At 61.8% G+C, this 22,664-nt stretch carries 15 protein-coding genes; 4 read left to right on the top strand and 11 right to left on the bottom strand.

Annotated features, from left to right (window positions below; all coding sequences use genetic code 11):
• Positions 1-5: 5 nt before the first annotated feature.
• Positions 6-998, top strand: coding sequence for a hypothetical protein (locus ACR9Y2_RS17810; RefSeq protein ID WP_435042863.1), 993 nt, complete (start codon positions 6-8; stop codon positions 996-998).
• On the opposite strand, the gene ACR9Y2_RS17805 is transcribed toward ACR9Y2_RS17810, so the two are convergent.
• The 7 genes from ACR9Y2_RS17805 to ACR9Y2_RS17775 form a co-directional block, all read right to left on the bottom strand.
• Positions 965-1,969: a VOC family protein gene (locus tag ACR9Y2_RS17805; RefSeq protein ID WP_435042862.1), complete on the bottom strand. Its 1,005-nt coding sequence runs from the start codon at positions 1,967-1,969 to the stop codon at positions 965-967. The genes ACR9Y2_RS17810 and ACR9Y2_RS17805 overlap by 34 nt on opposite strands.
• 83 nt (positions 1,970-2,052) lie before the next feature.
• A complete protein-coding gene (locus ACR9Y2_RS17800; protein ID WP_435042861.1) occupies positions 2,053-3,462 on the bottom strand; it encodes an L-fucose/L-arabinose isomerase family protein in 1,410 nt (469 codons plus the stop codon).
• 3 nt (positions 3,463-3,465) lie between these two features.
• Positions 3,466-3,678, bottom strand: a complete 213-nt coding sequence (locus tag ACR9Y2_RS17795; protein ID WP_435042860.1) for a hypothetical protein — start codon at positions 3,676-3,678, stop codon at positions 3,466-3,468.
• 5 nt (positions 3,679-3,683) lie between these two features.
• Positions 3,684-5,396 carry a sodium:solute symporter family protein gene (locus ACR9Y2_RS17790; protein WP_435042859.1) on the bottom strand — a complete coding sequence of 571 codons (1,713 nt, stop codon included), beginning with the start codon at positions 5,394-5,396 and terminating at the stop codon, positions 3,684-3,686.
• A gap of 300 nt (positions 5,397-5,696) precedes the next feature.
• Positions 5,697-6,575: a hypothetical protein gene (locus tag ACR9Y2_RS17785; RefSeq protein ID WP_435042858.1), complete on the bottom strand. Its 879-nt coding sequence runs from the start codon at positions 6,573-6,575 to the stop codon at positions 5,697-5,699.
• Positions 6,576-7,191: 616 nt separating this feature from the next.
• Positions 7,192-9,945 (bottom strand): helicase-related protein, encoded by a 2,754-nt coding sequence (locus ACR9Y2_RS17780; RefSeq protein WP_435042857.1) that lies wholly within the window; start codon positions 9,943-9,945, stop codon positions 7,192-7,194.
• Positions 9,946-9,948: 3 nt separating this feature from the next.
• Positions 9,949-12,324: a dynamin family protein gene (locus ACR9Y2_RS17775; protein WP_435042856.1), complete on the bottom strand. Its 2,376-nt coding sequence runs from the start codon at positions 12,322-12,324 to the stop codon at positions 9,949-9,951.
• Positions 12,325-13,463: 1,139 nt separating this feature from the next.
• Here ACR9Y2_RS17775 and ACR9Y2_RS17770 point away from each other — a divergent pair.
• Complete coding sequence (locus tag ACR9Y2_RS17770) at positions 13,464-16,241, top strand: kelch repeat-containing protein (RefSeq protein WP_435042855.1); 2,778 nt, start codon at positions 13,464-13,466, stop codon at positions 16,239-16,241.
• Between the two features lie 16 nt (positions 16,242-16,257).
• Here the strand turns inward: ACR9Y2_RS17770 and ACR9Y2_RS17765 are convergent, their stop codons facing one another.
• Complete coding sequence (locus tag ACR9Y2_RS17765) at positions 16,258-18,210, bottom strand: glycoside hydrolase family 127 protein (RefSeq protein ID WP_435042854.1); 1,953 nt, start codon at positions 18,208-18,210, stop codon at positions 16,258-16,260.
• 757 nt (positions 18,211-18,967) lie between these two features.
• Positions 18,968-19,888, bottom strand: coding sequence for an AraC family transcriptional regulator (locus ACR9Y2_RS17760; protein ID WP_435042852.1), 921 nt, complete (start codon positions 19,886-19,888; stop codon positions 18,968-18,970).
• A gap of 289 nt (positions 19,889-20,177) precedes the next feature.
• On the opposite strand from ACR9Y2_RS17760, the gene ACR9Y2_RS17755 reads away from it, so the two are divergent.
• Together ACR9Y2_RS17755 and ACR9Y2_RS17750 are read left to right on the top strand one after the other, a co-directional pair.
• A complete protein-coding gene (locus ACR9Y2_RS17755) occupies positions 20,178-20,552 on the top strand; it encodes a hypothetical protein (protein ID WP_435042851.1) in 375 nt (124 codons plus the stop codon).
• A 206-nt stretch (positions 20,553-20,758) separates the two neighbouring features.
• On the top strand, positions 20,759-21,619 hold the full coding sequence (locus ACR9Y2_RS17750; RefSeq protein WP_435042849.1) for a dienelactone hydrolase family protein: 861 nt from the start codon (positions 20,759-20,761) through the stop codon (positions 21,617-21,619).
• Positions 21,620-21,704: 85 nt separating this feature from the next.
• On the opposite strand, the gene ACR9Y2_RS17745 is transcribed toward ACR9Y2_RS17750, so the two are convergent.
• Entirely contained in the window at positions 21,705-22,127 is a 423-nt protein-coding gene (locus ACR9Y2_RS17745) for a DUF1398 domain-containing protein (RefSeq protein ID WP_435042848.1), read from the bottom strand.
• 57 nt (positions 22,128-22,184) lie between these two features.
• Positions 22,185-22,652 carry a MarR family winged helix-turn-helix transcriptional regulator gene (locus ACR9Y2_RS17740; protein WP_435042847.1) on the bottom strand — a complete coding sequence of 156 codons (468 nt, stop codon included), beginning with the start codon at positions 22,650-22,652 and terminating at the stop codon, positions 22,185-22,187.
• Positions 22,653-22,664 lie beyond the last annotated feature (12 nt).

The raw sequence follows: 22,664 nt of genomic DNA, 5'->3' as shown, positions 1-22,664 counted from the left end.
TCTTCATGGCCGGAATACTGACCATTTCTCTGGACTTTGAGCTCATTTTGGGGAAGCTCGACAAGCCGGGATGGCAGCGCTTCGAGACGGTGTGTGAGACGGAACGCCGGGTTGTTTTTGACGGCCTGCTTTCTTTATTCACCGAATTTGATGTAAGCGCGACCTGGTGCACTGTTGGACATCTGTTCCTGGATCAATGCCGGCGGCAGACCAGCAGTCCCGCGTCTAGTCACCATTCGCACGATGGCCCTTGCTTTCCTCTCGACCCTTGTTCGAACGAACAGACCGCGCCGCTTTATTACGGCAAGGATCTGCTCGACCGCCTGGTGGCGTGCCCGACTCCGCAGGAGATCGGCTGCCACACGTTCAGCCATGTGATGTATGGCGATCCGAAGTGTACGGAAGCGATCGCGGAACGGGAAACCGCGAAATGCGTCCAACTCGCCGAGGAACGCGGGCTGAAGCTCCGTTCGTTTGTGTTTCCGCGCAACCGGGTGGGCCACCTGCCGGTGCTGGCGCGTCATGGATTCGCTGTTTACCGTGGACCCTCGCCGCGCTGGTTCGACCAGCCGGAGACGCCGCGCCTGCTGAGGAAGCTCGGGCACCTGGCCGATATCTTCAGCGCGCGGACACCACCCGCCGTGGAGGCGACGCCGTCAGTCGACGGGCTGATAAACCTGCCGGCCTCGATGCTGTTCACTCCGGCCTTTGGGCTGCGCCGGTTCGTGCCGGTCTGGCTGCGCGTACTGCGCGCGCGCCGCGGCCTGCGCGAGGCGGTGAAGCAAGGTAAAGTCTTCCACCTGTGGTTCCATCCCACGGATCTCGCAGTGAGGCCCGAAGCCATGCTGGCCGGCCTGCGGCAGGTGCTGGAGACCGCCGATGAACTGCGCCGCGCGGGCGAACTGGCGATTCTGCCGATGGGCGCTTATGCGCCTTTAGAGGCGCCCGCCCTAGTCCAGTCCAGTTATTTGCCGGCCCGCGCCGTGGAGGCCTGGTAGGTCCACAACAACTCGACGTCAACCCCTCCGGCCGCGTGCAAATCGTGGTACGCAAAGCGGCCGGAGCCCGTCGCGCCCTTCTCGCCCCAAGCTCCGGACATCGTTTCCGGAAAGCCCAACTCGCGCCAGTGCGCCGATTCTGTCTCCAGATTCTTGGCATCGAAGGCCAGGTGATGGAACCCTTCACCCTGTTTGGCCAATTGGTCTTCATAGATGGAGGGGCCGGACAGCGGCTGGATCCACTCCATGACGATGGGGAACTGGCGCTGGAAACCGAGCTTCATCTCGAAGCGGCCGGCCTCCCCCTTGTATAGCTTGTCGCGGATCTCGGAGTGCGATTCGGCGATGGGGGCAAAGCCGAGCTTGGTCCAAAAGGCGGTCACGCGGGCCAGATCCTTCGCAATCAGGGCCAGTTGAGCGACTTGCGGACCTTTGCTTTCGGGCACCGGATCCGGCTCGGCATCATAGTAGAGGCACAGGGTGAATTTGCCCTCGCCCGCGGTATCGAGCATGACGTACGGGACCTTCCAGCCTTCGTCGAACTCGAAGACGCCCTCTTCCAGCCGCGACACGCCGAGGGACTGCAGGCGGGCGGCTTCCATCACAAGATCGCCCATCGAGGGGACGCGGAACATGAAGCCGAAGACGCCGGGGCCGCGTTTGTCCAGGAACTCCTTCCAGGCCGAATCGCCCTTGACGGGCTGGATCCAATCGGCCCGCAGGTTGCCGAAGTAGCCGCTGAGCATGGAGAACTTGTGGCCGCCTGGCTTGCCATGGAGTTCGACCTTCACAGACTGATAAGGCTCAGTATCCCCTTCATTGGGCACGCCGGCCTTCTCCCAGGCATCGGCCGTAGCCTTGGCATCCCGCACGACCCACATGAGCCGCGGGGTCTGTTTGTAGAAATCGGGAGCTTGCCCGAACAGGGGCAGGAGGGACGCCAGAAGCAGGAGGAGGGGGGGGCGGCGCATTTAGCGAACCGGCCTTATTGTACGATGCACCGGCGGCGGCTCACAATTGCGCGTTCCGCCGCCAGTGCCTGCAGGGTGTCTAACTAGCGGTGCCAGTGAATGTCCCAGCCCATGTACTTGGTGAGGGCTTCGTGCACCGCCGGGGCGACTCGCGCCATGTTGGCAGCCACATGGTGTTCGAAGCCGTTCTCGCAGATGTAGCGCAGCAGGGTCTGCAGATTGGGGATTTCGACCACGCCGGCGCCGCCAAAGGTCTCCAGCGGATCGTCGGTGAAGTTGCCCTCGCCGATGTAGCCGCTGATCTTGCCCTTGCTGTCGGTGGTGGAGACGCGCAGGTAAGTCATGGGACTGGCCTTCACCTTGCCCACGATCGTGCCGAACGTGTTGAGTTTACCTACCGTGCCGGCGATGATCTCCTGGTAGTCCATGCGGGCGGACTCGAAGAAGTGCTTGGGCAGGTTGGAGCAGTGGAAGCAGACGGCCTTATTGGGATCGGTGCCGTAGTTGTTGTTCCAGTCGAGCAGGGCGCTGGGTGTTTCCGACGCCAGCGCGAGAGCATACATGCCGACGACGCCGGGCACGTCCACTTCGCAGGCGCTGGGGAAGAGGTTGTTGCTCATCATGCTCATGATGGTGCAGGGCACGACGCCGAAGTACTCTTCCATCGAGGTCCAGCACTGGATGGCGGTGACGGTGATCTCATTGTCCGTCATCCAGCCGTCGATGACGGCGCCGAGTTTGGCCATCTTGACCAGCGCGTCGGCGGAGATGCCGGCAGTGGAGACGTATTCGTGGATCTGGGCCAGTTTAGCGACGACGGCCGGATCCTCGTCCTTGAGCCGGTTGATGCGGCCGAAGATCTCGGAGAGATCGATGGGGTCGATATCGATGCCGGAGCCTTCGAAGAGCTTCTCGCTGTAGCGGACGGTGTTGAAGGCGGTGGGGCGGGCGCCGATGGCGCCGACGCGGCAGCGGCGCAGGCCTTTGACGACGCGGCAGACGGCTGCGAAGTCAGTGAGGTCCTGGGCGAACTCGGGCGAATCGAGCGACTCCGTGTGGAGCGTGGTGAGCGAGTAGGGGATCTTGTACTGCTGAAGGTTGTTGCAGGCGCTCATCTTGCCGCAGAAGCTATCGCGCCGCACGGCGATGGTCATATTGTCGGCACGATCGGGCGTGGCCTGGATGAGCACCGGCACGCGCAGGTCAGCGAGGTTGAGCGCCTCGACAAGGCCGCGTTCCTCGCCGAAGTTCGGCAGGGTGACGATGATGCCGTCGATCTCTTCGCGATGCAGCTTGAAGAGGCTGGCGCACTTGCGGGATTCGGCGCGGGTCTCGACGGCGCCATACTTGCTCTCTTCCGGAGAGAGTACGACGACTCCGTAGCCGGCGGCTTCGAGTACGCGGATGATGTCCTCGCGGCCGGTCTTGGCCAGATGGTCAGGGAAGAAGCCGCGGTTGCCGACGATAACGCCGAAAGTCATTTTGCGTTGCATAGATTATTCCTTTCCCGAGGGCACGAACTTCCAGCAGTAGATCGCGCCGATAACGGTGAGCGCCACGCCCCACCAGATGTCGATATGAAGGCTTTCCAGCACTACGGGATGCTCCGGCGGATTGGAGAGGGCGTAGATGCCGGCTCCAAAGATGATGACGCCGTAGACCAGCAGCAGGACGCCTGTGAAGAACCAGATAGAGATGTGTTTTGGCATGACGCTTACCAGAAGATGATCTGCAGGATCAGGAAGACGATGGCAATGAGGATAGCCCAGAAAGCCGGCCGTTCGTACAACGGCACCTGGCCTTCACCGGGGATTTCGGTGCAGCCGTAGACGAGGCCGACGAGTTCCTTGTCCGGTTTGGGTTTGGTCAACAGGCTGACCACGATGGTAACGACAAAACACACCAGCCAGGACCAGAGGGCGCGATACATGTTTTCGGCCATGTCCTTGGCGTTGGACGAGAAGGCGATATAGCGGAGGGCGGAAGGATCGGCTTTGACCCAGGCCCACATGGCGATGGAGGCTCCGGTGCCGGTGAGCAGGCCCCAGAAGCCACCCTGCGGTGTGGCCCGTTTCCACAGCATGCCGAGGATGACGGTGCCGAACAGCGGGGCGATGAAGAAGCTGAAGAGCGCCTGGACGTAGTCCATGATGCTCTTGAACTCCATGACGAGGTAAGCGGTGCCGATGGAGATGAGGACCCCGAGAACCGTGCACCAGCGGCCCATGCTGACGTAGTGGGCGTCGGTGGCCTGTTTATTCACGAAGGCGCGGTAGATGTCGTAGGTCCAGACGGTGGCGAAGGCGCTGACGTTGCCGGCCATGCCGCTCATGAAGCCGGCGATGAGGGCGGTGATGCCGAGCCCGAGGAGGCCCGGCCCGCAGTAGCGGGCGAGCATGATGGGCAGCACCTCGTTGTAGCTGTGGCCGCCGGCGGCCAGGGCGGCGCTTTCTCCGGTGAGCTTGAAGGGCAGGACGGCGAGGGCGAGCAAACCGGGCAGGATGACGATGAAGGGGACCATCATCTTGAAGCCGGCGCCGATGATGGGGGCCATTTTGGCGGCCCGCAGATCCTTGGCGGCGAGGACGCGCTGGACGACCAGAAAATCAGTGGTCCAATAGCCGAACGAGATCACCCAGCCGAGGCCGAGGACAATGCCGGTCCAGTGGATGCCCATGGGGTTGTCGGTGAACGAGCCCATGGTGCTCCAGAGGTGGGTGTAGTCCTGTCCCTGCCAGTTGGCGTGGATCTTTTTGACCATGCCATCCCAGCCGCCGGCTTCGACGAGGCCGACCACCGGGATGACGAGAGCACCGACCCAGATGAGGATGAACTGCAGGACCTCATTAAAGATGGCGGAGCGCAGGCCGCCGAGAGCCACATAGATGGCGACGGTGATGGACGAGACCCAGATGCTGAAGTTGATGTCCCAGCCCAGCACGACCTTCATGACGAGGGCCATGGAGTACATGTTGATGCCGCTCATGAGGACGGTCATGAAGCCGAAGGAGACGGCGGAGAGGGCGCGGGAGGGTTCACCGAAACGCAGTTGCAGATAGCCCGGGACAGAGTGGGTTTTCGAGATGTAGTAGAACGGCATCATGACGATGCCGAGGAACAGCATGGCGGGGATGGCGCCGATCCAATACCAGTGGGTGGCGAGGATGCCGTACTGGTAGGCGGCGGCCGCCCAACCCATCAATTCGAGCGAGCCCAGGTTGGCGGAGAGGAAGCTGAGCCCGGCGATCCAGGCGGTCATCTCACGGCCGGCCATGAAGAAGTCTTCGCCTGTTTCGGACTGCCCCTTGAGGTAGAAGCCGATGAGGAGGACGACGACGAAGTAGATAGCGATGATGGAGATATCAACGCTACCCAGGGAGATCAGTCGCGACGGAGCGGACTGCAAGAGCAACAGAGCTGGGTTCATTCGGAAAGGCGCTCCCGGAAATCTGCAAGCGTTTGCAAAGGGCAATTATATGCCCTGGCTCAAGAAGATTCAACACTATCACGGCGGACGTTGGATGAGAGCAGGTTTCGAGACGATTTTCGGCGGGAAATGCGGCGTGATTGGATTCATCGGGCAGACCGGACTCATGTGCAGGGGAGTCCGGTCGCGCGGGCTGGTTCCGAGCGGCTGGGCATGACCCAGGTTCATAACAAAGGTGAGATTGTCAAAGATCGGAGGAGGAGCTGGCTACCAGGCGGACCGCCCTGGGGGCGAACCGATTCATTCCTGGTGTGGGTTCGAGGCGATGGAGGGCAGTTGGCTGGACGAATCAGCGGGCCCGGGATCGGGCGCGGCGGGTGGCTGCGGATCATGACGGGCCGGTGTGGCTTCGTTTGCAGGGCCGGGGGCGGTTGCGATTGTGGCGGCAGGCGGCAAAAGTGGGTTTGTTCCCTCAAAATCTTCGGCATGGGTTTGCGCGGGATCGCCGGTTGAGGCCGAGGCGGGCATGAAAGTCGATGTGCCGAGCACGCCGGGTTCGGGTTCGCCGGGTTCGGCCGGGCTGGGATCCCCCTTCGTAAGCTCTTTATTTTCTTCGAGGGGTTGGTTCGTTTCGTAGCCTGACTCTTCGGGCTCAGGAGCTGAGTCGGGCTCGGACCCAGGCGCGGGCGGGCGGCTGGCCTGCAATTCCCTGAGGTTGCGCAGGGCGTTATTGAGGACACGCTGCCAATGGGCCATGTAGCGCAGCGCCAGATGGCCGGACTTGGAGGAGTTGGCAAAGTGATCGAAAGCACGGGCCTGCTGGAAGGCGGGCGGCAGGTTCGGGAAATGTTTCAACATGTCCTCGCGGGAGACGGCCAACTGCATCATCTCGAGGGCGGACTCATAGCCGCAGTAGCGCGAGAGGTTCCAATGGGCGTCGGCGATGTCGTTGACAAAGTTGGCTTCGACGATGTCGGCGGGTTGGAACCGCAGGAGGTACGCCTGGCGGTGCTCGTAGAATACGGCGCGGTCGTCGCCGCCGAGCAGGACGGGCGACCGGGCGGTCATTCCATGGCTGACCGCGTTCTGGGCGGACCGGGCTTTGCCGGCCTGCGATACGGGCCCGCGGGATTTGCGTCCGTTGGCCCGGGCCTGTTCGGCCCTCGATAGTTTCTCCATTACCATTCTTCCTTTCGGTGAGGTGGGGCCGCCATCTCGGAGATGGGGCCGGCTCACGTGCGGGATTGGAGCATGGCGGAACAAGCGATTTGGTGGGTTTTTCGCGCAAGTGATTGATAATAGATAGAAAGAAATAGTTGGAGGAGCAGGGATCAATGATGCTTCATGTCGGGAAATGGGGGGATTGTGTGGGGATCGGCGGAAGTGCCGGGTGATTCTGGTGGAGTTCCGAGTTCAGGTTGTTGGGCGGGGGCGGTGAGTGGGGCTGCCGCTGACGGTAGACCGGCCTCGGTTCCGGCATTTCCCGCTTCTGCTCTGCGCGGCGCTTCTTCTTGGAGGATTCCGACCCGTCCCGGCGGCCATTGCGATGGATTGAATGTGTTCGGGGTGGGCTGCGGGCGGAAGGTGTACCTGTTGCGATCGGCTATGTTATTGCATTGGAATGGGTTGTGGGATGGCGAGGAAGGTGGCGGGCCGGCGGGTTGCTGGAGGTCCAACGTCGGACGGCGAGGAGGCTAGGGGAGTAAGCATGTCTTTTTCTCTGGGTTGTGGGAGGGTTGAAAGGCAGGATGTCCCGGTTTCTGCCCCCCGTTTCTGTCCCCGTTTAGGGGTCGGACTAATCAGTCACCACGCCGGCGAAGATCGGAAATACGGCATGCCGAATGCCGGCCGGGAGTTCTTGATCACTCGGCTTCCGTAACAACTCGATTATCTCGCGTTCCGCAGTTGACAGGATTGCCGGCAGGGGTGAATCGACCTCCGCGCTTTTGCGAATCGTGCTATCGAGGAGTGCTCTGATGAGCTGTGCCTTCTCATTTGCGGTAACCTCAACCTGCTGACCGTCCCGAAGGTAGTACATCCGAAGCGAGGGGCCGATTTCAGACCATTGCCCGTTTACATCTCGCTTGAAGGTGAGGCGCACGAGGCCAAGCAAAGCTACCGGAAGATTCTGTGCGAACCCGGGCTTCGCGGTGTTGCTCGGCCAGCGCAACCAGGCAGCCCCAGCTGGTTGCACCGGAAACGCCACCTTGCGAAGGGCTTCGCAGACCACAGCCAAGTTTAGCCCGAGCTTTGGAGTTAGGCGTCCATCGGGATCGTAAACCAATGACTCCGCGTAGTCGCCACACACGTAAGAGCTGCCGTTGGACAGAGTGATTACTTCCGCATCTTCCTCAACCCGACGAACGGTATCACCCTCACGACGAAATCGCGCGAGCTTGTGTCCGTTGCGTGGAACGGCTCCTGCGTATTCCTGCATGAACTTCTTTGTGTCGCTCCACGCCGCTGCTCCTGCATCCTGCCGTCGGATCGAGTTCTGCTGCTCTCCATACTGATCATGGAACCGTTTCCATCGCCAGAAGCCGTCCTGAACCAAATCGGTGAGACGAGTTTGGTCGCCGGCGCTGAAAGGGGCAGTTGGGTCGTTAAGAAGCACTTCCTGCAATTCATCCTGTCCAAGCAGGCCCATGACACGGCCGAAGACGTTTTCGAAGCGTTCTGGCTCAACAAGCGTCCTTGTGATCAGCTTCAGCTTCTCCCGAGCAATACGATACGCATCCGCTTCACGGCTGTCCTGCACTACGACCGTATCGACGATTATTGTCTCGCGGGATCCGAATCGGTGGATTCGCCCTACCCGCTGCTCCATGTCCATAGGATTCCACGGGACGTCAATGTGGATGAGGCGTCGCGCAACTTGCAGGTTGATGCCTTCGCCACCGGCGCGGGACGACACCAGGTACTGGGGGCCATTCAATCGTCGAAAAGCTTCAACTTCCTGTACCCGCTTACTGTCGTCCTGCCCGCCGATGATGATCGAGGGGCGGATTCCGTGCTGCCGCTCAAGAAAGCGCGCAAGTGAAGAAACCGTTTCAATCGGCTGTGCAAAGAGAACGATCTTCTCATCACCGGCAGCATCGAGGAGTTTGTCTTTCACGATCTGCCATTTGTCGTCACCGGCGTTGCGTACCAGATCGATTCCCTGGGCGATCAGTTGTTCTAGCCCCTGCTGAGACTCCACGTCTCTCGGGTCACCCGGAATATAGTCCTCGATATCATCGACGTCGGCATCGCGCTGCTGCCTGGTGATTTCGAGTGTGATTCTTCTATAGAGCGAATCTACGTCCTCATTGGCCGCACCCAAACGGTAAGGCCGAAGGCATGCCAGCGCCTCACGTAAGACGCCGCTTGTCAGCTGCCAATTGGAGCGGATTGCCTGCCGTGTCAGGTAGCCCAAGCCGGCATTGGGACTCGATGCTGCCCATTGCATCGCCTGGGCACAGCGCCACCCAGCGGCGCGGCGACGCGCTTGGCCCGTCTTCCAATCGAATGGCGGGCGGTAAAAATCATGGATGTTCTTCATCCAATCCCGGTGCGCTGGCCCGAGGTCGATGCGTAGCGGCTCGTTGACGATGCGGTTCGGAAATACCGGATTGTCATCCCAGTCCCGGATGTCGTCCTTGGTCCGGTAAATTACTCGGCCGGCCAGGTTTGCTTTCTGCTCCTCTGGTGCGCGCAAGAGATTCAGGAGGTTTTCGAATCTGGTCTCATGGCCTTGATGCGGGGTGCCGCTCATCAAAATGACGCGGGCTTCCGCGCCCTGCCTGTCGATTAATTCTTTGACGAGGCGGTACGCTTCGCTGGGCTTACCACCATCTTCCTCCCATGCCGAGAGGTGATGGCACTCGTCCACGATAATCACGTCCCAAGGTGTAGTCGTAACGACTCGATCGAAGTTCTCACCATGAACCGCCCTGTGGATGCTGGCGATGATCTTCGGATCGGTGAGCCTAGCGTCTCCATCCTGTGCCGACCACTGCCGGAATGGGAGCTTCAAACGATCGAATTCGGCCCGGACGTTGCTAACAAGTCGCGCCGGCGCCAAGTACAGGATGCGCGCCTCAGGTCTCTGTTGCAGGATCTCGCGCAAGACTAAGGCCACTTCGACTGTCTTACCTAGCCCGACCTCGTCCGCAATCAATACTCGCTTAAGATTCTCGCTCTGTAGGATGTGCCGCACGAGGCTCACCTGGTGAGACAAAGTATCGACTTCACGTGCATCCATCCTGCGTTGAGGATCCTCGGCAATCAAAAAATAGGCGTGCAGGCGAGCGATGCTCCGCCGGCCAAGTGATTGCCAGTTGTCACCGGCCGACAACGATTGCAGGAGTTCGGCGGGAGAAGGTATTGAACTGACAGTACTCTTCTCGAGGCCAACCTCGACCGGTACTTCTGCAGTCTCGGCATCCGCCCAGAACCGTCGCGGTGGAGCGGCAATATCGACCGCCTCGAGACCCCAATCGGAGTACTGCCTTAGTAGCGCGTATGGGAGCTTACTGTCCCCCTTATGAATGACATAGCCGACAGGCATGGACTAAGCCTCCGCGTCTGCAATGCTCTGCATTGGCATGCTGTCGAGGACTGTCGAGGCTTCGTCGAGAATCCGCTTCCGTTTTTGGGCATCGCTTCGTTCAAGGTATTTTTGTTGAGAAGCCACGATAGCGTCCGAGATCGACTGCAGGGGATCCCGATGGTCTTCAAACGCTCCCAGTATCTCCGCTTCAACCTCTTTAAATAGGCCATTAAGGATTTTTACGGCGGGCTTCTCCGCAGCGTCCACCACCTCATCGGCCAGGTCTTCATACAGTTTCAGCATTCGGCTCTTCACGCCGGAACCGACATCGCTGTTGGCATCTACGAAGCCTTTGCATCGCTTCCGGATCGGCCCGTCGATCGTATCGATGAGCAACGTCTGGTTCTTGTCCCGAACCTCCTTGATCATCTCTCGCCCGACCGTCTTCAGCCGATCAGCATCCGCCCGAATTGCATCCCGTTGCGCCTCTACTACTCTCTGCTGTACTCGTGCGCCTTGGCCGTGCGCCCACTCTACAGTTTGATCGACGAGCGATAGACAGCCGTTCGCATAGTGGTTCGTGCGCTTGCGGATGTCCTTCAGGATTTCTGTACCCCAGGTCTCAGCGATCGGCTCCTCGAATTTTAGAGCGAATTCTCGCTGTATATCGATCTCGGTTGCGCCAGAGAAACGTCCACCACGCCTTACTGAAGCGCGCAGGGTACACCAATGTGCCTGCCCCAAGCGGTTGAGAGATCGTTGGATCTGGTTCCTGGCCTTTTCCTTGGCCGCCCTTACCAAGTCTCGGATGCGGCTCGGGACCGTCTCCCTGAGGAACTCGCGGTACTGCCCCTGCATCGTGTCGAACTGCCGTCGCAGGGGCCCGATAAAAGCCTCCAACTCCTCCCGGAGCTGCTCGATCTCCTCCAAACGGCGAGTTTCGTCCCGCCACTGAGCCTCCACCAGCCGAATGGAGGAGCCGACCCCTTCAAGCAGAGTGGTGTAGTGCTCCGAAACCTTGGTCCGTCGCTCAGCTTCCAGCGCGATGCGCAATTTGGTCAGGCCCGAAATCATCGCCGGGACGTTGGTTTGTTCCAGGCTGTAGAGGTCGCTACTCTTTTTGGAATGGAGCCGTCGATATTGCACGGCAGACAGCGGATAAATCTGCAGGGTGGCAAGCAGGTTCTCTACCACCGCTCGCTTGCCCTCGCTGAAATCGCCATCATCTTGCCAAATCCGTTCAACTTCTCCTCGCAGCTGCGACCGAACCATTGGTATTGTTCGCTCACAGACATCCTTGAAGTAGTCTGCGAAGTCGCGGTCTCCGTCATCGGAGTACTCGCTCTCCGCTACATCATCGACCCGGGTCACAGCGACAACCAGTACGGGGTTACCAGCAGGGTCGTCCGTGGTGTGCAGCAGTTTCGCTAGGAACTCACTGTCCCGAAGTAACCGAGCAACCGGCTCGGTGATGCCACGGTTATCAACTACAAGGACGACGGCCCGGGCCTTCTCGCGAATGTATGTGCGAGTAACTTCTGGGCGGGGGTCTCCAATTACTCCCACGCCTGGAAGGTCGATAAGGGTTACACCCTGGCTGAGCAGCGGCGATGACCACCAAACATCTAGGGTCTTGATCAGAGGCGCCAGAAATCCAGAGGCATGGTCCTTCAGGTCTTGCTTCAACTCCTCGGCAGTACCCTCCCGAGTTAATATCGCACCTGACTTGGCGAGTTTTAGCGCCTTAGCAATGGACCCGAGCCGGGCTGCATCTTCCGTGCGCGCCTCGGTTCCCCACTTGCGAACAAACCCTAGAGTCTCCCGTAGGCTGTCGATCAAGTAAGCCACCGGCGTGTCCTGGCTCTGCCCGCCCGTTACCAGGAGCTCCGCAACCTTTCGAGTCTCCAGCCGACTCTGCTGCCTCGCCTCGGACGGCAACGCCTCCTCAACTGACGTCTCCGTAGCCTCGGTCTCTTCGTCGAGCAGCGCCTCCTGTGGCGTGTCGTCCTGAGCCGCCGGTGTTCCCAGTTCGGATTTCCAGGACATTTCTAGGCCAAACACTAGTTGCCAGAGTCGCCCTGGACCGTAGTAATCAACCTCGATCCGCGGCTGGGAGCCGTGGCGCACTGAAAGCGCCTGCGCCGTGAGCGGTCCAACGCCGCCAGACGGGACAACGGTGTGCCCGTCTGCCACGAGCGCATTGATCAGGGTGCTTTTGCCGACACCGGAGTTGCCGAGAAAACAGACAGGCAATTCCTGCTCAAGCGCGGCAGCTGACTGAGTCAGGCGAGCGCAGTCCCTGTCGAAATCCCCGAGCCGATCGACAAGGTTCCGCTCAAGGAAGGGGCGGGCTTGGACCGTGTACCATGCTATGACCTGTTGAATCTGATCTTGCATCAGGTAGTTCCTAAATACCGCACGGCGTTGCACTTATGATTCGCGCCTGTCGACGAATTGGTCAAATGCCCGGCTGCCCAAACCGGCGGAAAGCGACTCAAAGTTGCCCTCCTGGCACGATACAGCATCTTCGTTCTCTCCTGAAGCGAACAGTCAAACTGCCTCTGCAGTCCAATTCACTCTATAAGGAGACTTGTCACTCTCGCAATATCTCCATCTTTTCGTAGTCAACTCACTTCGGTATTCTACCGTGCGCGGCCACACCCACTCCATGGGTATTCACACAATTCGCGAGCTGACTCTGGGCACCTCCACGCCCCTTGGCCGAGCCAGTTCGCCCGCCACCTCCGCCCAGACAGCGGATCGTTGCGCATTCATTCTCTTTGTAAATGCCTTGTCCCTTTCTCGTCTTTCCACCAATGTCTCCCAGCGGCGAAAACCCGGAAGAGACGAGAAGACCGGAGCGGCCGGAAAGACTCCAGCCCAAATCGATTCCAGCTCCGCGATAAGCCGTTCTGACTCCGTCAGGTTGTTCTGGCAGTGGGCGCGAAGTCTGGACGTCCTGCTCTGTCAGGATCGCATTCAGCTCAGAGGGATTCAGCATGGCCGATTCCTGTATCCTGTCGAGGCCCCACGCACCAACGATCTTCAAGCCCTCGACCGTCATGCTGCGGTACTCTGCACCTCAATGCTCAACTGAGCAGCCATTCGGCAGGAGGCTTTGTGGCCGGGGGCGGAAACAGAAAGCGCAGCAGAAGGCCGGCACGATTGCCGGCCCGCAAGCCTGGAGGCATACCCCACGGAAGAGGGGCCCTGCCGCCAGGCACAAGCTCGGTACTTCCTGTCGCGGCGACGATTGCCTCGCTGACCCGCTTCAATTCAAACTGGCCCATCGTCCTCCGGCGATCACACTGCGCCCGCTGGCTGTCTGGCACCAGCGTGCGCGTGGACAGCTCCGGAGTCTGCGGAATGGGCAGTCGCCCTGGATTACCTATCGAATGACCGTTCGCCCCCTCTCCGAATTGGGGACGATGCGAACAGAATCCCGGTTAGAATCTTACGAAGTTTGTACGAATCACGCCGCTGTACCTCTCACCTGCCATCGATGCGCCGGGATTCAGTGAAAGGAATGCGCCATCTTGCCAGTACGCAGACCATCCCTCTCTCATCTTTTGAGTTGTGCTCCGTTTCCCCAGGCGCTCGCCCGGGTCCGCCGGCGCGCCCTCCTGGTTTTCATGTTCGCCGGCGCGCTCATCCCGCCAGCAGCCGCTGACAACTGGAACTGGCGGGCCACTGCGCTGCTGAAGCAGGCGCGTTCCGGAGCCTGTGCGGTGCGCATGGCCGATGAGCGGGTTCTGGTCACCGGAGGCACCGCCGAGGCCGCACTCTCGTCGGTTGAGATCTATCAGTTCGTGCCGGAGGAGCGCTTCGCGGAGGCCGCGCCGATGAATGCAGCGCGGTCGAGCCACGGTTGCGCACTCGTCAAGGACGGCCGGGTCCTGGTCGCCGGCGGCGGGGCGGCCGGCATCGAACTCTACGAGCCTTCCCTCGACACCTGGACCTCGTTCGATTCCACGGTGCTGCGCGCAGAAGGCACCACCGTGACCCCGCTCTCCGATGGCCGGGTGCTGATCCTGGGCGGCAGAGCCAGCGAGGTGGAAGTGTTCGATCCGGACACGTCCACGATCAGCATTCTGCCCACCGCGTTGGCGTTGCGGCAACGGAGTTCCGTCACTCTTCTCAGGGACGGCCGCCTGCTGATTGCCGGAGGCACCGGAGAGGATGGCACGTTGAATACGGCCGAGATTCTTGACGCAGATACCGGGGCAGTGACAGCCCTGACGCTGTCCATGCCCCGCGCGGAGCATTCCGCGACGGCCTTGTTCGATGGCCGCGTCCTGCTGGCGGGCGGAACCGATGGAGCGTCGGACTTGAACACTCTCGATGTCTGGAGCCCCGAGACGAACACCTTCCAACTGCTGGGGGCGACGCTCAGCGTGGCGCGCCGGAATCATACGGCGCTGTTGTCGGAGGCAAACGGCTTCGTTCTGATTACCAGCGGGTCGGCGGCCTCCCAGCCGCTGGGCTCCTCGGAGTTGTTTGACCCTTCCTCGGATTCAGTCCAGCCGGCCGGTTCCCTCACCGTCGCCCGCACGGACCTGGCAGGGGTCGTGCTGGCGGACGGGTCGATTCTTGCCCTGGGGGGCCGCGACGACAACGGACCGAGCAGCGCCTGCGGCGTGCTGCCCAATCCCTCGTTCCGGCCATCGCAAGGCACCTATCACCCGCTGGAACGCGCCCTCGTCAGCGGATCGACTGGTGTGTCCGCTCTCAACGGCCGCATCAGCTTCGACCTGACCCAGATCGACGCGGGCGGGAAATCGATCGCTTCCAACGGGCGCCTGATCTCGACGTTCGGGACGCTGGTGAACGGCAATCTCCCCAGCACACCCGTTGTGGACCTGGGGTGTTCCGACATCGGCAGCACGTTTGTCCTGACCATGCGGGCGACTGTTTCCCCGAGCCAGATCATCAGCGTCCAGGTGCGCTTCAACGTCAAGTTGCGCCCCACGCTGGTGGTGACCGGGCTGACCGGCGCGGTGGTCGCGGGGCAACCGATTGCCGTCCGCACCACGCTGACTGCCGATGGGGGCAACGTGGCCTTCTCGGGGACGCTCAACCTCACAACCGGCGGTGTCACCCTGTCAAAGAGCATTTCCGCCACTGCCGCCTCCTTCTCGACCGAGAACACGATCTGTTGTCCTCTTGCGGGCAAGGATACGGGAGCCTCCGGCATCGCCTCGCTGAATGCCACGTACGGTGGCAATCTTTTCCTGGAGCCTGCCTCCGCCTCGGCCTCGCAGGTGGTCGTGAGCGCTATCCCGTCGATGTCGCTCACCTTTGGGGCAATGCGGCTGGCCACGCCGTCCTCCCTCACGCTGAACGTTGCGCCCGCCGGGCCCGATCTCACCGGCCTGAACCTAACCATCGACCCTGCGTTGCGGCCCACCGGAGAGGGCACGGTGAAAGCGGCCAACGGCACCAGTTCCTCGGCCGCTTTGCAGGGCCCCGGCGCTCCCGTGTTTAGCGCCGTGCCATTGTACCCCCTGTCGGTGGCGGCGTTCAGCTATACCCCCACCATCGCCGACCGGCGCAGCGGATTTGTCTGTTTTGATGCCGCCTATTCCGGAGACGCCCGGTACCGCCGCGTCGCTGGACTCGCTGTCCTGCCGTGCGCCCAGGTGAGCGGCGCTCCTACGGGCCTGCAGGCCGTCTCCCCGCCGGGCACTTTCGTCGTGGGAACGCCGAGTGCGTTGACCGTGCGGCTGACGTGGCCGAACTCCGTGGGCATCGTCAATCGAAACGTGAACGTGCTGGCAGACGGACGGGCCGCGGGCACCATCCTGCTCACGCCCGATCCGACTGGGTTGGGGGTTGCGCAAGGCACGGCCAACGTTCTTCTCCCGTTCAATACGCGCAACCTGGCGTTCACCTATGACCAGAGTGGGGATCTCCTGTCGTCCCAGGCGTCCGTTGCCGTCGCGATGTCTCCTGTCTCCACGGCGATGACGACGCGGGTGGCGGCGACCGTCAGCAACCCGTTCTCGATTGGATACACGTTGACCGTCAACAATCAGGGGGTGACGATTCCCGGCGGAACTTCGTTGGGGAGCGGCATAGAGCTGCGGGAGAATGGCGCGCTGGTGCAGCAGTTGCCTGTACCCACCATTCCGACCGGCGCCGCCGGTACGATCGTCGACGGGAGCAGCAATACGATCCTGCCGACCAGCATTCTGGTGAACGGGTCGATCACCAACCTGATTCTGCCGCTGGGGCAGCACGCGCTCACGATCCGGTTCCCCGGAAGTGGATTGTTCCAGGCGTCGGAGGCGCAAGTTACGGTACGCGTGCAGTAACGGTGACCGACTGCGGTTATCCGGAGACCCTCCAGTAGACGGCAAATCGCCCCCACAACCGATGGAGCGGCTTTAGCGCGATGGGCGGGTTGGACCCGGCCATGCGAAAGGAGAGCGGAGATGACCCGTCGGGCTTGATCCAAGCCTCGGGGGCCTGACCAGAAGCGCGCAGCGCCGGGACTTCGATCGGAGCCTTCGAAACCTGCGGGCCCTGCTTATTCCGGATGAGGTCCTCGGTGAGGCCTGCCGTGCCGAGATCGCCGGCGAGGACGATGGGCCCGTAGAGGAACGCCTGCAGGCCGGGATCGTCAGGAAGCGATTCGACGGTCAATCGCATCGGCATTTCCAGCTCGATGCGGTCCCCTTTCTTCCAAGCTCGCGTAAGACTCAGGTAGCTGCCGGCCTGGGGCGTTGCTTCGATGACCTTGCCGTTGACCTTGACGCGGGCGGAAGTGGTCCAGGCGGGGATTCGCAGCCGCAGGGTCCAGGCCGCTGCCGGTGTCGCCTGGATGACAATCCCGGTGATAGGCTCATCCGGAAACCTGGTTTCCTGGCGCAGCCGAACGCCCTGCTGGGTGGCATTCAGTTCTGAAGCCACAAACAGGTTCACGGTGATGCCATCCGGCCCGTGGTAGTAGATGCTGTCGTTCAGCTTGGCGTACTCTTCCAGTGCGGATCCGGTGCAGCACCAAAACGACTGATCGTCCGTATTGAGCGTTTTCCAGGCGCCCGGCGCCAACGACAGGAAGTAGGCGGAGTGGCCGGTGGAGCGCTCGATGGTGCCCAGGCGGTGGTTGAACAGGTTGCGCTCGTAGTAATCGAAATAGCGAGGATCGCCGCTCCAGGAGTACAACTGCCGGGTGAGCTTCATCATGTTGTAAGCGCAGCAGCACTCCTGGTGGTGCGCCCCGGCTTTCCATTCGAGCGAGAGGCGGCCTGGATTGGTGAGCCAGGCCTCGGCATTGCTGCTGCCGCCGGTGGCATACGTGCGCGCCGAGACGACGGTGTACCAGAAGAACTCGGCCGCATCCCGGAAGCGCACGTCGCTGGTCAGTTCGAAGCGGCGTGCGGCCCCGATCACCTGGGGGATGTGGGTGTTGGTGTGCAGGTTGCGAAGTTCGTCGCGGCGTTCGGCCAGCGGTGTGACAAAGGCCAGTTTGTTGAAGCGGTCGCCGGCGGTGGCCCAGCGATCCTCGTGTGCGGCGGCGGCCAGGTTGTACAGCACCTCATTCATGCCGCCGAACTCTTCCTTGAGGATCTGCTGCATGGGGCGCAGCCCCTTGGCATCGCTCCAGCGATCCGCCCAGTCCGCCATCCTGGAGGCGACCTCGAGGGCCTGCCGGTTGCCCGCATGGAGGTACATGTCGAGCAGGCCGGCCATGATCTTGTGGATTGTGTAGAAGGGCGCCCACACGCGTTTCCCTTGCTCCAGGCGATTGAATAGCTCAATGGGGAATGCACTCAGATAGCCGCCGGCGGACAACGCTTCCTGGCACTTCGCCAGGCCGGCCACGATCTCGTCGCCGCGAGCCTTGAGTTCCAGATCGCCCGCGGAAGCGAAGCGCAGAGCGCACGCTGAGAGGTAGTGTCCGGTGAAATGGCCGCGCAGTTCAGACTTCGGATCCTCCCACCCGCCCAGCGGGCTCGCGGACGTCGGCAAGCCGGCGTTGAGGCGGAAGGTATGGAGGAGGCGATCGGCCCCCAGGCGCAGCATGTAGGCGCGGTTGGCCTCCGACGCCTCCAGGCAGGGACCGGGCAGCAGGCGAACCTGAGTCAGGGAAAACGGCAGGGCCCGTCGCGGTGCTTCCTTACGGGTGAAGACTAAAGGCTCGGAGAACAACGGCGCCTCTCCGGTGGGAGGACGCACTCCGGGCGGAACCGGATTCTGCACCGCGGTTTCCGAGGCGGAAGCCGGCGGCGGCTGAGGCGTCTGTTGAGCGAGGGCCGCCGGCACACCAGCCACCGCCACGGCGAAAGCTCTCCGGCTAGGGCTTGCTCCTTGGCCCTGTGCGGGGTCTTTGTGGGTCATGTCACCCCACATCATACGGAATTGGAGTGTGGAGGGAGGGATTGGCCCGGAATGGCGGCAGAAGGGCGCTGGCCGGGCGTGGGTATCGCGGCGAAGGCCGGGCAATTGTTGTTGAAAGTGGAATGGTGTATGCCAGGCGGTCCCGGTTCCCTGGCTGTCAACCGTGTTGGTGTGTACCGGGGTTGAGGTTTCGGGGGCAGAAGGCCGGCACGATTGCCGGCCCGCAAGCCTGGGGGCATGCCCCACGGAAGAGGAGCTCTGCGGGTGTTTGAGGGCTTTGGCGGTGCTGGGGTTGTGGTTTCGGGGGCAGAAGGCCGGCACGATTGCCGGCCCGCAAGCCTGGGGGCATGCCCCACGGAAGAGGAGCTCTGAGGGTGTTTGAGGGCTTTGGCGGTGCTGGGGTTGTGGTTTCGGGGGCAGATGGCCGGCACGATTGCCGGCCCGCAAGCCTGGGGGCATGCCCCACGGAAGAGGAGCTCTGCGGGTGTTTGAGGGTTTTGGGGGTGCTGGGGTTGTGGTTTCGGGGGCAGATGGCCGGCACGATTGCCGGCCCGCAAGCCTGGGGGCATGCCCCACGGAAGAGGAGCTCTGCGGGTGTTTGAGGGTTTTTGGGGTGCTGGGGTTGTGGTTTCGGGAGCAGATGGCCGGCACGATTGCCGGCCCGCAAGCCTGGGGGCATGCCCCACGGAAGAGGGGGCTATGTGACTTGCGGTCTGCGGATTGCAAACCGTTTTGGAGAACAGCCTACGGCTCGGGTGAACGCGGTACTGAAGGCGCTGGAAGAGTGAAAACCCACGGATAGCGCGATCTCTCCGATTGTCTTTGTTCCGCAGGAGAGTTCGTCTTTTGCCAAGGCGATTCTCCAGTTCGCCAGGTATTCAATAGGACTGAGCCCCATTACCGCCCGAAACCGAGTCGCGAAGGTGGATCGCGAGACGCCGGAGATGCGGGCGAGTTCCGCCACCGTCCATGTGCGAGCGACTTCGTGATGCATCGCTGAGAGCGATTTCGCTATGACTGGATCGGCAAGGCCGGAGAGCAGACCCTTTGTTCCCGGTTTCAGCCACACCAGCTCGCTACGCAGCAGTTCCAGGAGGGTGAGTTCCATCAGGCGGCCGACGACGAGATCGCTGCCAGGGCCTGGATGCTGGCCTTCGGCATCGTTCATGGTGAGCAAGGAACGCAGGCGCCAGGAGATCTGCTGATCAGCCTTGATATGGATGAGAGAGGGCAGGAAGCTCCACAGCAGAGCTTCGTTTGTCGTGCCGAAGACGAAACGACCGCAGCGGAGCATGGCACGGCTCCCGGTTGTCTGGCCAAGCACAAGCTCGGTACTTCCTGTCGCTGCGACGATGGCCTCGCTGTCCTGCGGCTGAAGCCCTGGATCGGTGGTCAGGGAGAACGGCGACGAGGTCCGAATGAAAGCGAAGTCTCCGGTTCCCAGAAGGACCGAATCGTTCTCGGAGCGCATCAGCTGACATTCCCCAGCTTCCAGCCAGCAGAACAGAAGGTCATCGCGCTTGCGAAAGGAAACAGCCCATCTGCCGGTGCCCTGGATGCGTCCCCACAGCGTGACCCGCGGTCTTAACAAACCGATCAGATCGGCGAAGGGGTCCATTCAGAATTGGACGCACGATAAACGAATTCGGTGCAGAGCTTATCGACGGTGTGAGTTGGAGTCGATATTCTGAGGCAGAGGGGAAAGCCGGTACGAAGCTGTGCCTGGCTCGCGAGGCTGGGAACGGCCCGGTTGAAGACGAGACTGTGCGGGGTGCCCGCTTACTGCCGTGCGCGGTTCGTAGCGTGGTGGGGACCACTCCCTGACGGTCGTGGTTCGTAGCGGTTTCCTTCGCTTTGGCGAGCCGGCGGGACCCCTCGATTAGAACATCAGACAGGAGACCAAGGGCATGCCATCGAAAGCAGTAGAGCTTTACAAACAGTACGCTACAGCCTGGTCCGCGATCTCAGATCAGGAGCGTCGCCATATCCTGGACTCCGTCCTGGAGACAGAGATCAGCTACCGCATTCCCAGGATGGAAGGAACAGGCCATCAGATCGTGATCGACGACATCAACGAATTTCAGGCGAAGGTCCCCGGAGGGCGGTTTGCCCTGCACAGCGTCTCTGAGCACCACGACGTCGCACTGATGGAGTGGCAAATGATCCTTCCAGATGGGACGCCGGGCGTGCGGGGCCACGATGCGATCCGTGTTACGCCGGAAGGCAAGTTGGGACAGATCGTGACGTTCGCACCGTCCACGCTGGAGGCGCAGGGCTCGTAAGTCGGACTCCGACGAATCATCTATAGGCAAGCGGCCTGCGTGGCTCAGGGGGAGTGCGGAATGCGGCGGACTGCCGGCGACCGAGGGATCCGTGGGCTACGTTCCCGTGGTCCACCAGGCCGTCGACTCTGAAATGGCGCGCTGGAGGGTATAATGACGCGATGCGCGCGAAGCTTCGCGCGGCTGGGCTTGGATGAGGAGGGACTATGTGCGATCAGGACCATTTTGAAGAGGACCGCCTGGAATATGAAGCGCGGGGCCTGGTCACCCGTAAACAATTCGGCGCCATGCTGGGTGCAGGGGTTACGCTGATGCTGCCGCAGGTGGCCAATGCCGTCACGGTGACCGAGAGCGATGTGACGATTACGACGCCAGACGGGGCGGCCGATTGTTACTTTGTGCACCCGGCGAGCGGGTCGGCCGCAGCTGTCCTGATTTGGCCCGACATTTTTGGATTACGGCCGGCGTTCAAGCAGATGGGCAAGCGGCTGGCGGAGTCGGGCTATTCGGTTCTGGTGGTGAACCCCTTCTACCGGATGAAGAAGGCGCCGACGTCGGAAGGCGGCGGGGCGACGAACATCCAGGACGTGATGCCTCTGGCGCGGGCGCTGAACGAGACGACCCACATGACGGACGCGAAGGCGTTCATTGGATGGCTGGACGAGCAGAAGTCCGTCGACAAGAAGAAGAAGGTAGGCACGCAGGGCTATTGCATGGGCGGTCCGATTGCGTTCCGGACCTCGGCGGCGGTGCCGGGCCGGGTGGGCGCGGTGGCGTCGTTCCATGGCGGCGGCCTGGTGACGGACGCTCCGAACAGCCCGCACCTGCAGGCGTCGAAGACCAAGGCGCAATTCCTGATTGCGATTGCGGAGAACGACGACAAGCGGCTGCCGAACGACAAGACGGTGCTGAAAGAGACCTTTGAGAAGGCCGGCTTGCCGGCGGAGATCGAAGTCTATGGCGCCGCGCACGGCTGGTGCCCGCCGGATTCAAAGGTGTACAACCAGGAGTTGGCCGAAAAGGCATGGAGCCGGCTGCTGGCGCTGTACGGCAAGGCTCTCGCCTAGCTGGCCAAGTTTTTGGTCCTTGGGCCGGCCTTCGCAGATCGCCCTCGGGGTGTTGCAAAGGCCGGCCAGGAAGAAGCCGGCGCTGCTATTCTTCCGCGACAGTCACAGCCGGATAAGCCTCGACATACTCTTCGCCGTCAGCGCCATAGTAGGTGACGGCCCTCAGGTCGAAGTCGACGTCATAGCGGACAACCCCAGCCTGCCAGGTTGACGCCAGAAACTCCGGAAACGTGCTCCTGCCGGCCTGGTCCGTGCGCAGGGCCGTGACGAGTGCTTCGCGATTGAACGGCGGCACATCGACGGGTCCGCTGACCAGGGGCGTGCCCTGGATCACCACCGGTCCAAGCTGGGTCAGATAGAGGCTCTGGCAAGCAGGCAGGACCCAGCGATTGCTTCTCACCCCGGCCCTGCGAAGCGTCTCGGCCAGATAAGGGAAGCCGCCTACCTTGGGGCGGCCCGCCATTGCCCGCTGCAGCGCGGCCTGGAGTTTTTCGATCGCGGCACTCATGCTGTCTCGCTCCTGTTGAAAGTCTCTGACATGGACATCTCCGTTGGGGTGTTCTCCTCAGGCGGTTGGGATCTTCTTCAACTGGTTGGCGGCGACGAGCTTGCGGAGGATCGACACAAGCAGCTCCCTCTCCTTCGCGGGCAGGTGGGCGAAGAATTCCTCGTCGTTCCTGTCAGCGAGCGCAGCCAGTTTGGGTACGGCCGCACGTCCGCTGGCGGTTAGGTTCACATCCTGAAAGCGGCGGTCGGCGCCAGCCTCCTTGCGGCTCACGAGGCCCTTTGCCAGGAGCCTGTCGATGAGTTTCGACACCGCTCCGCGGGTCAAGCCGCTGGAGGCAGCCAGCCGGCTGGGTGACGTCTCGCCGGCGTCAAAGAGTTCCCGAAGGATCACCCATTCGGCGACGGTCACTCCGGTGCTCTCCAGCTTGCGGGCGAAGCCGTGGGACACGTGATTGGACACGAACCGGAGCCAGAAGCCGATATGGCTTTCCAGGCTGCTCACGACCGGGGGGGCTTTCGTCTTCACAGTTCCATATTA

This window comes from Paludibaculum fermentans, from assembly GCF_051172195.1.
In the GTDB taxonomy this organism is placed as follows: domain Bacteria; phylum Acidobacteriota; class Terriglobia; order Bryobacterales; family Bryobacteraceae; genus Paludibaculum; species Paludibaculum fermentans_A.
This window is presented reverse-complemented; position numbering and strand designations above follow the sequence as displayed.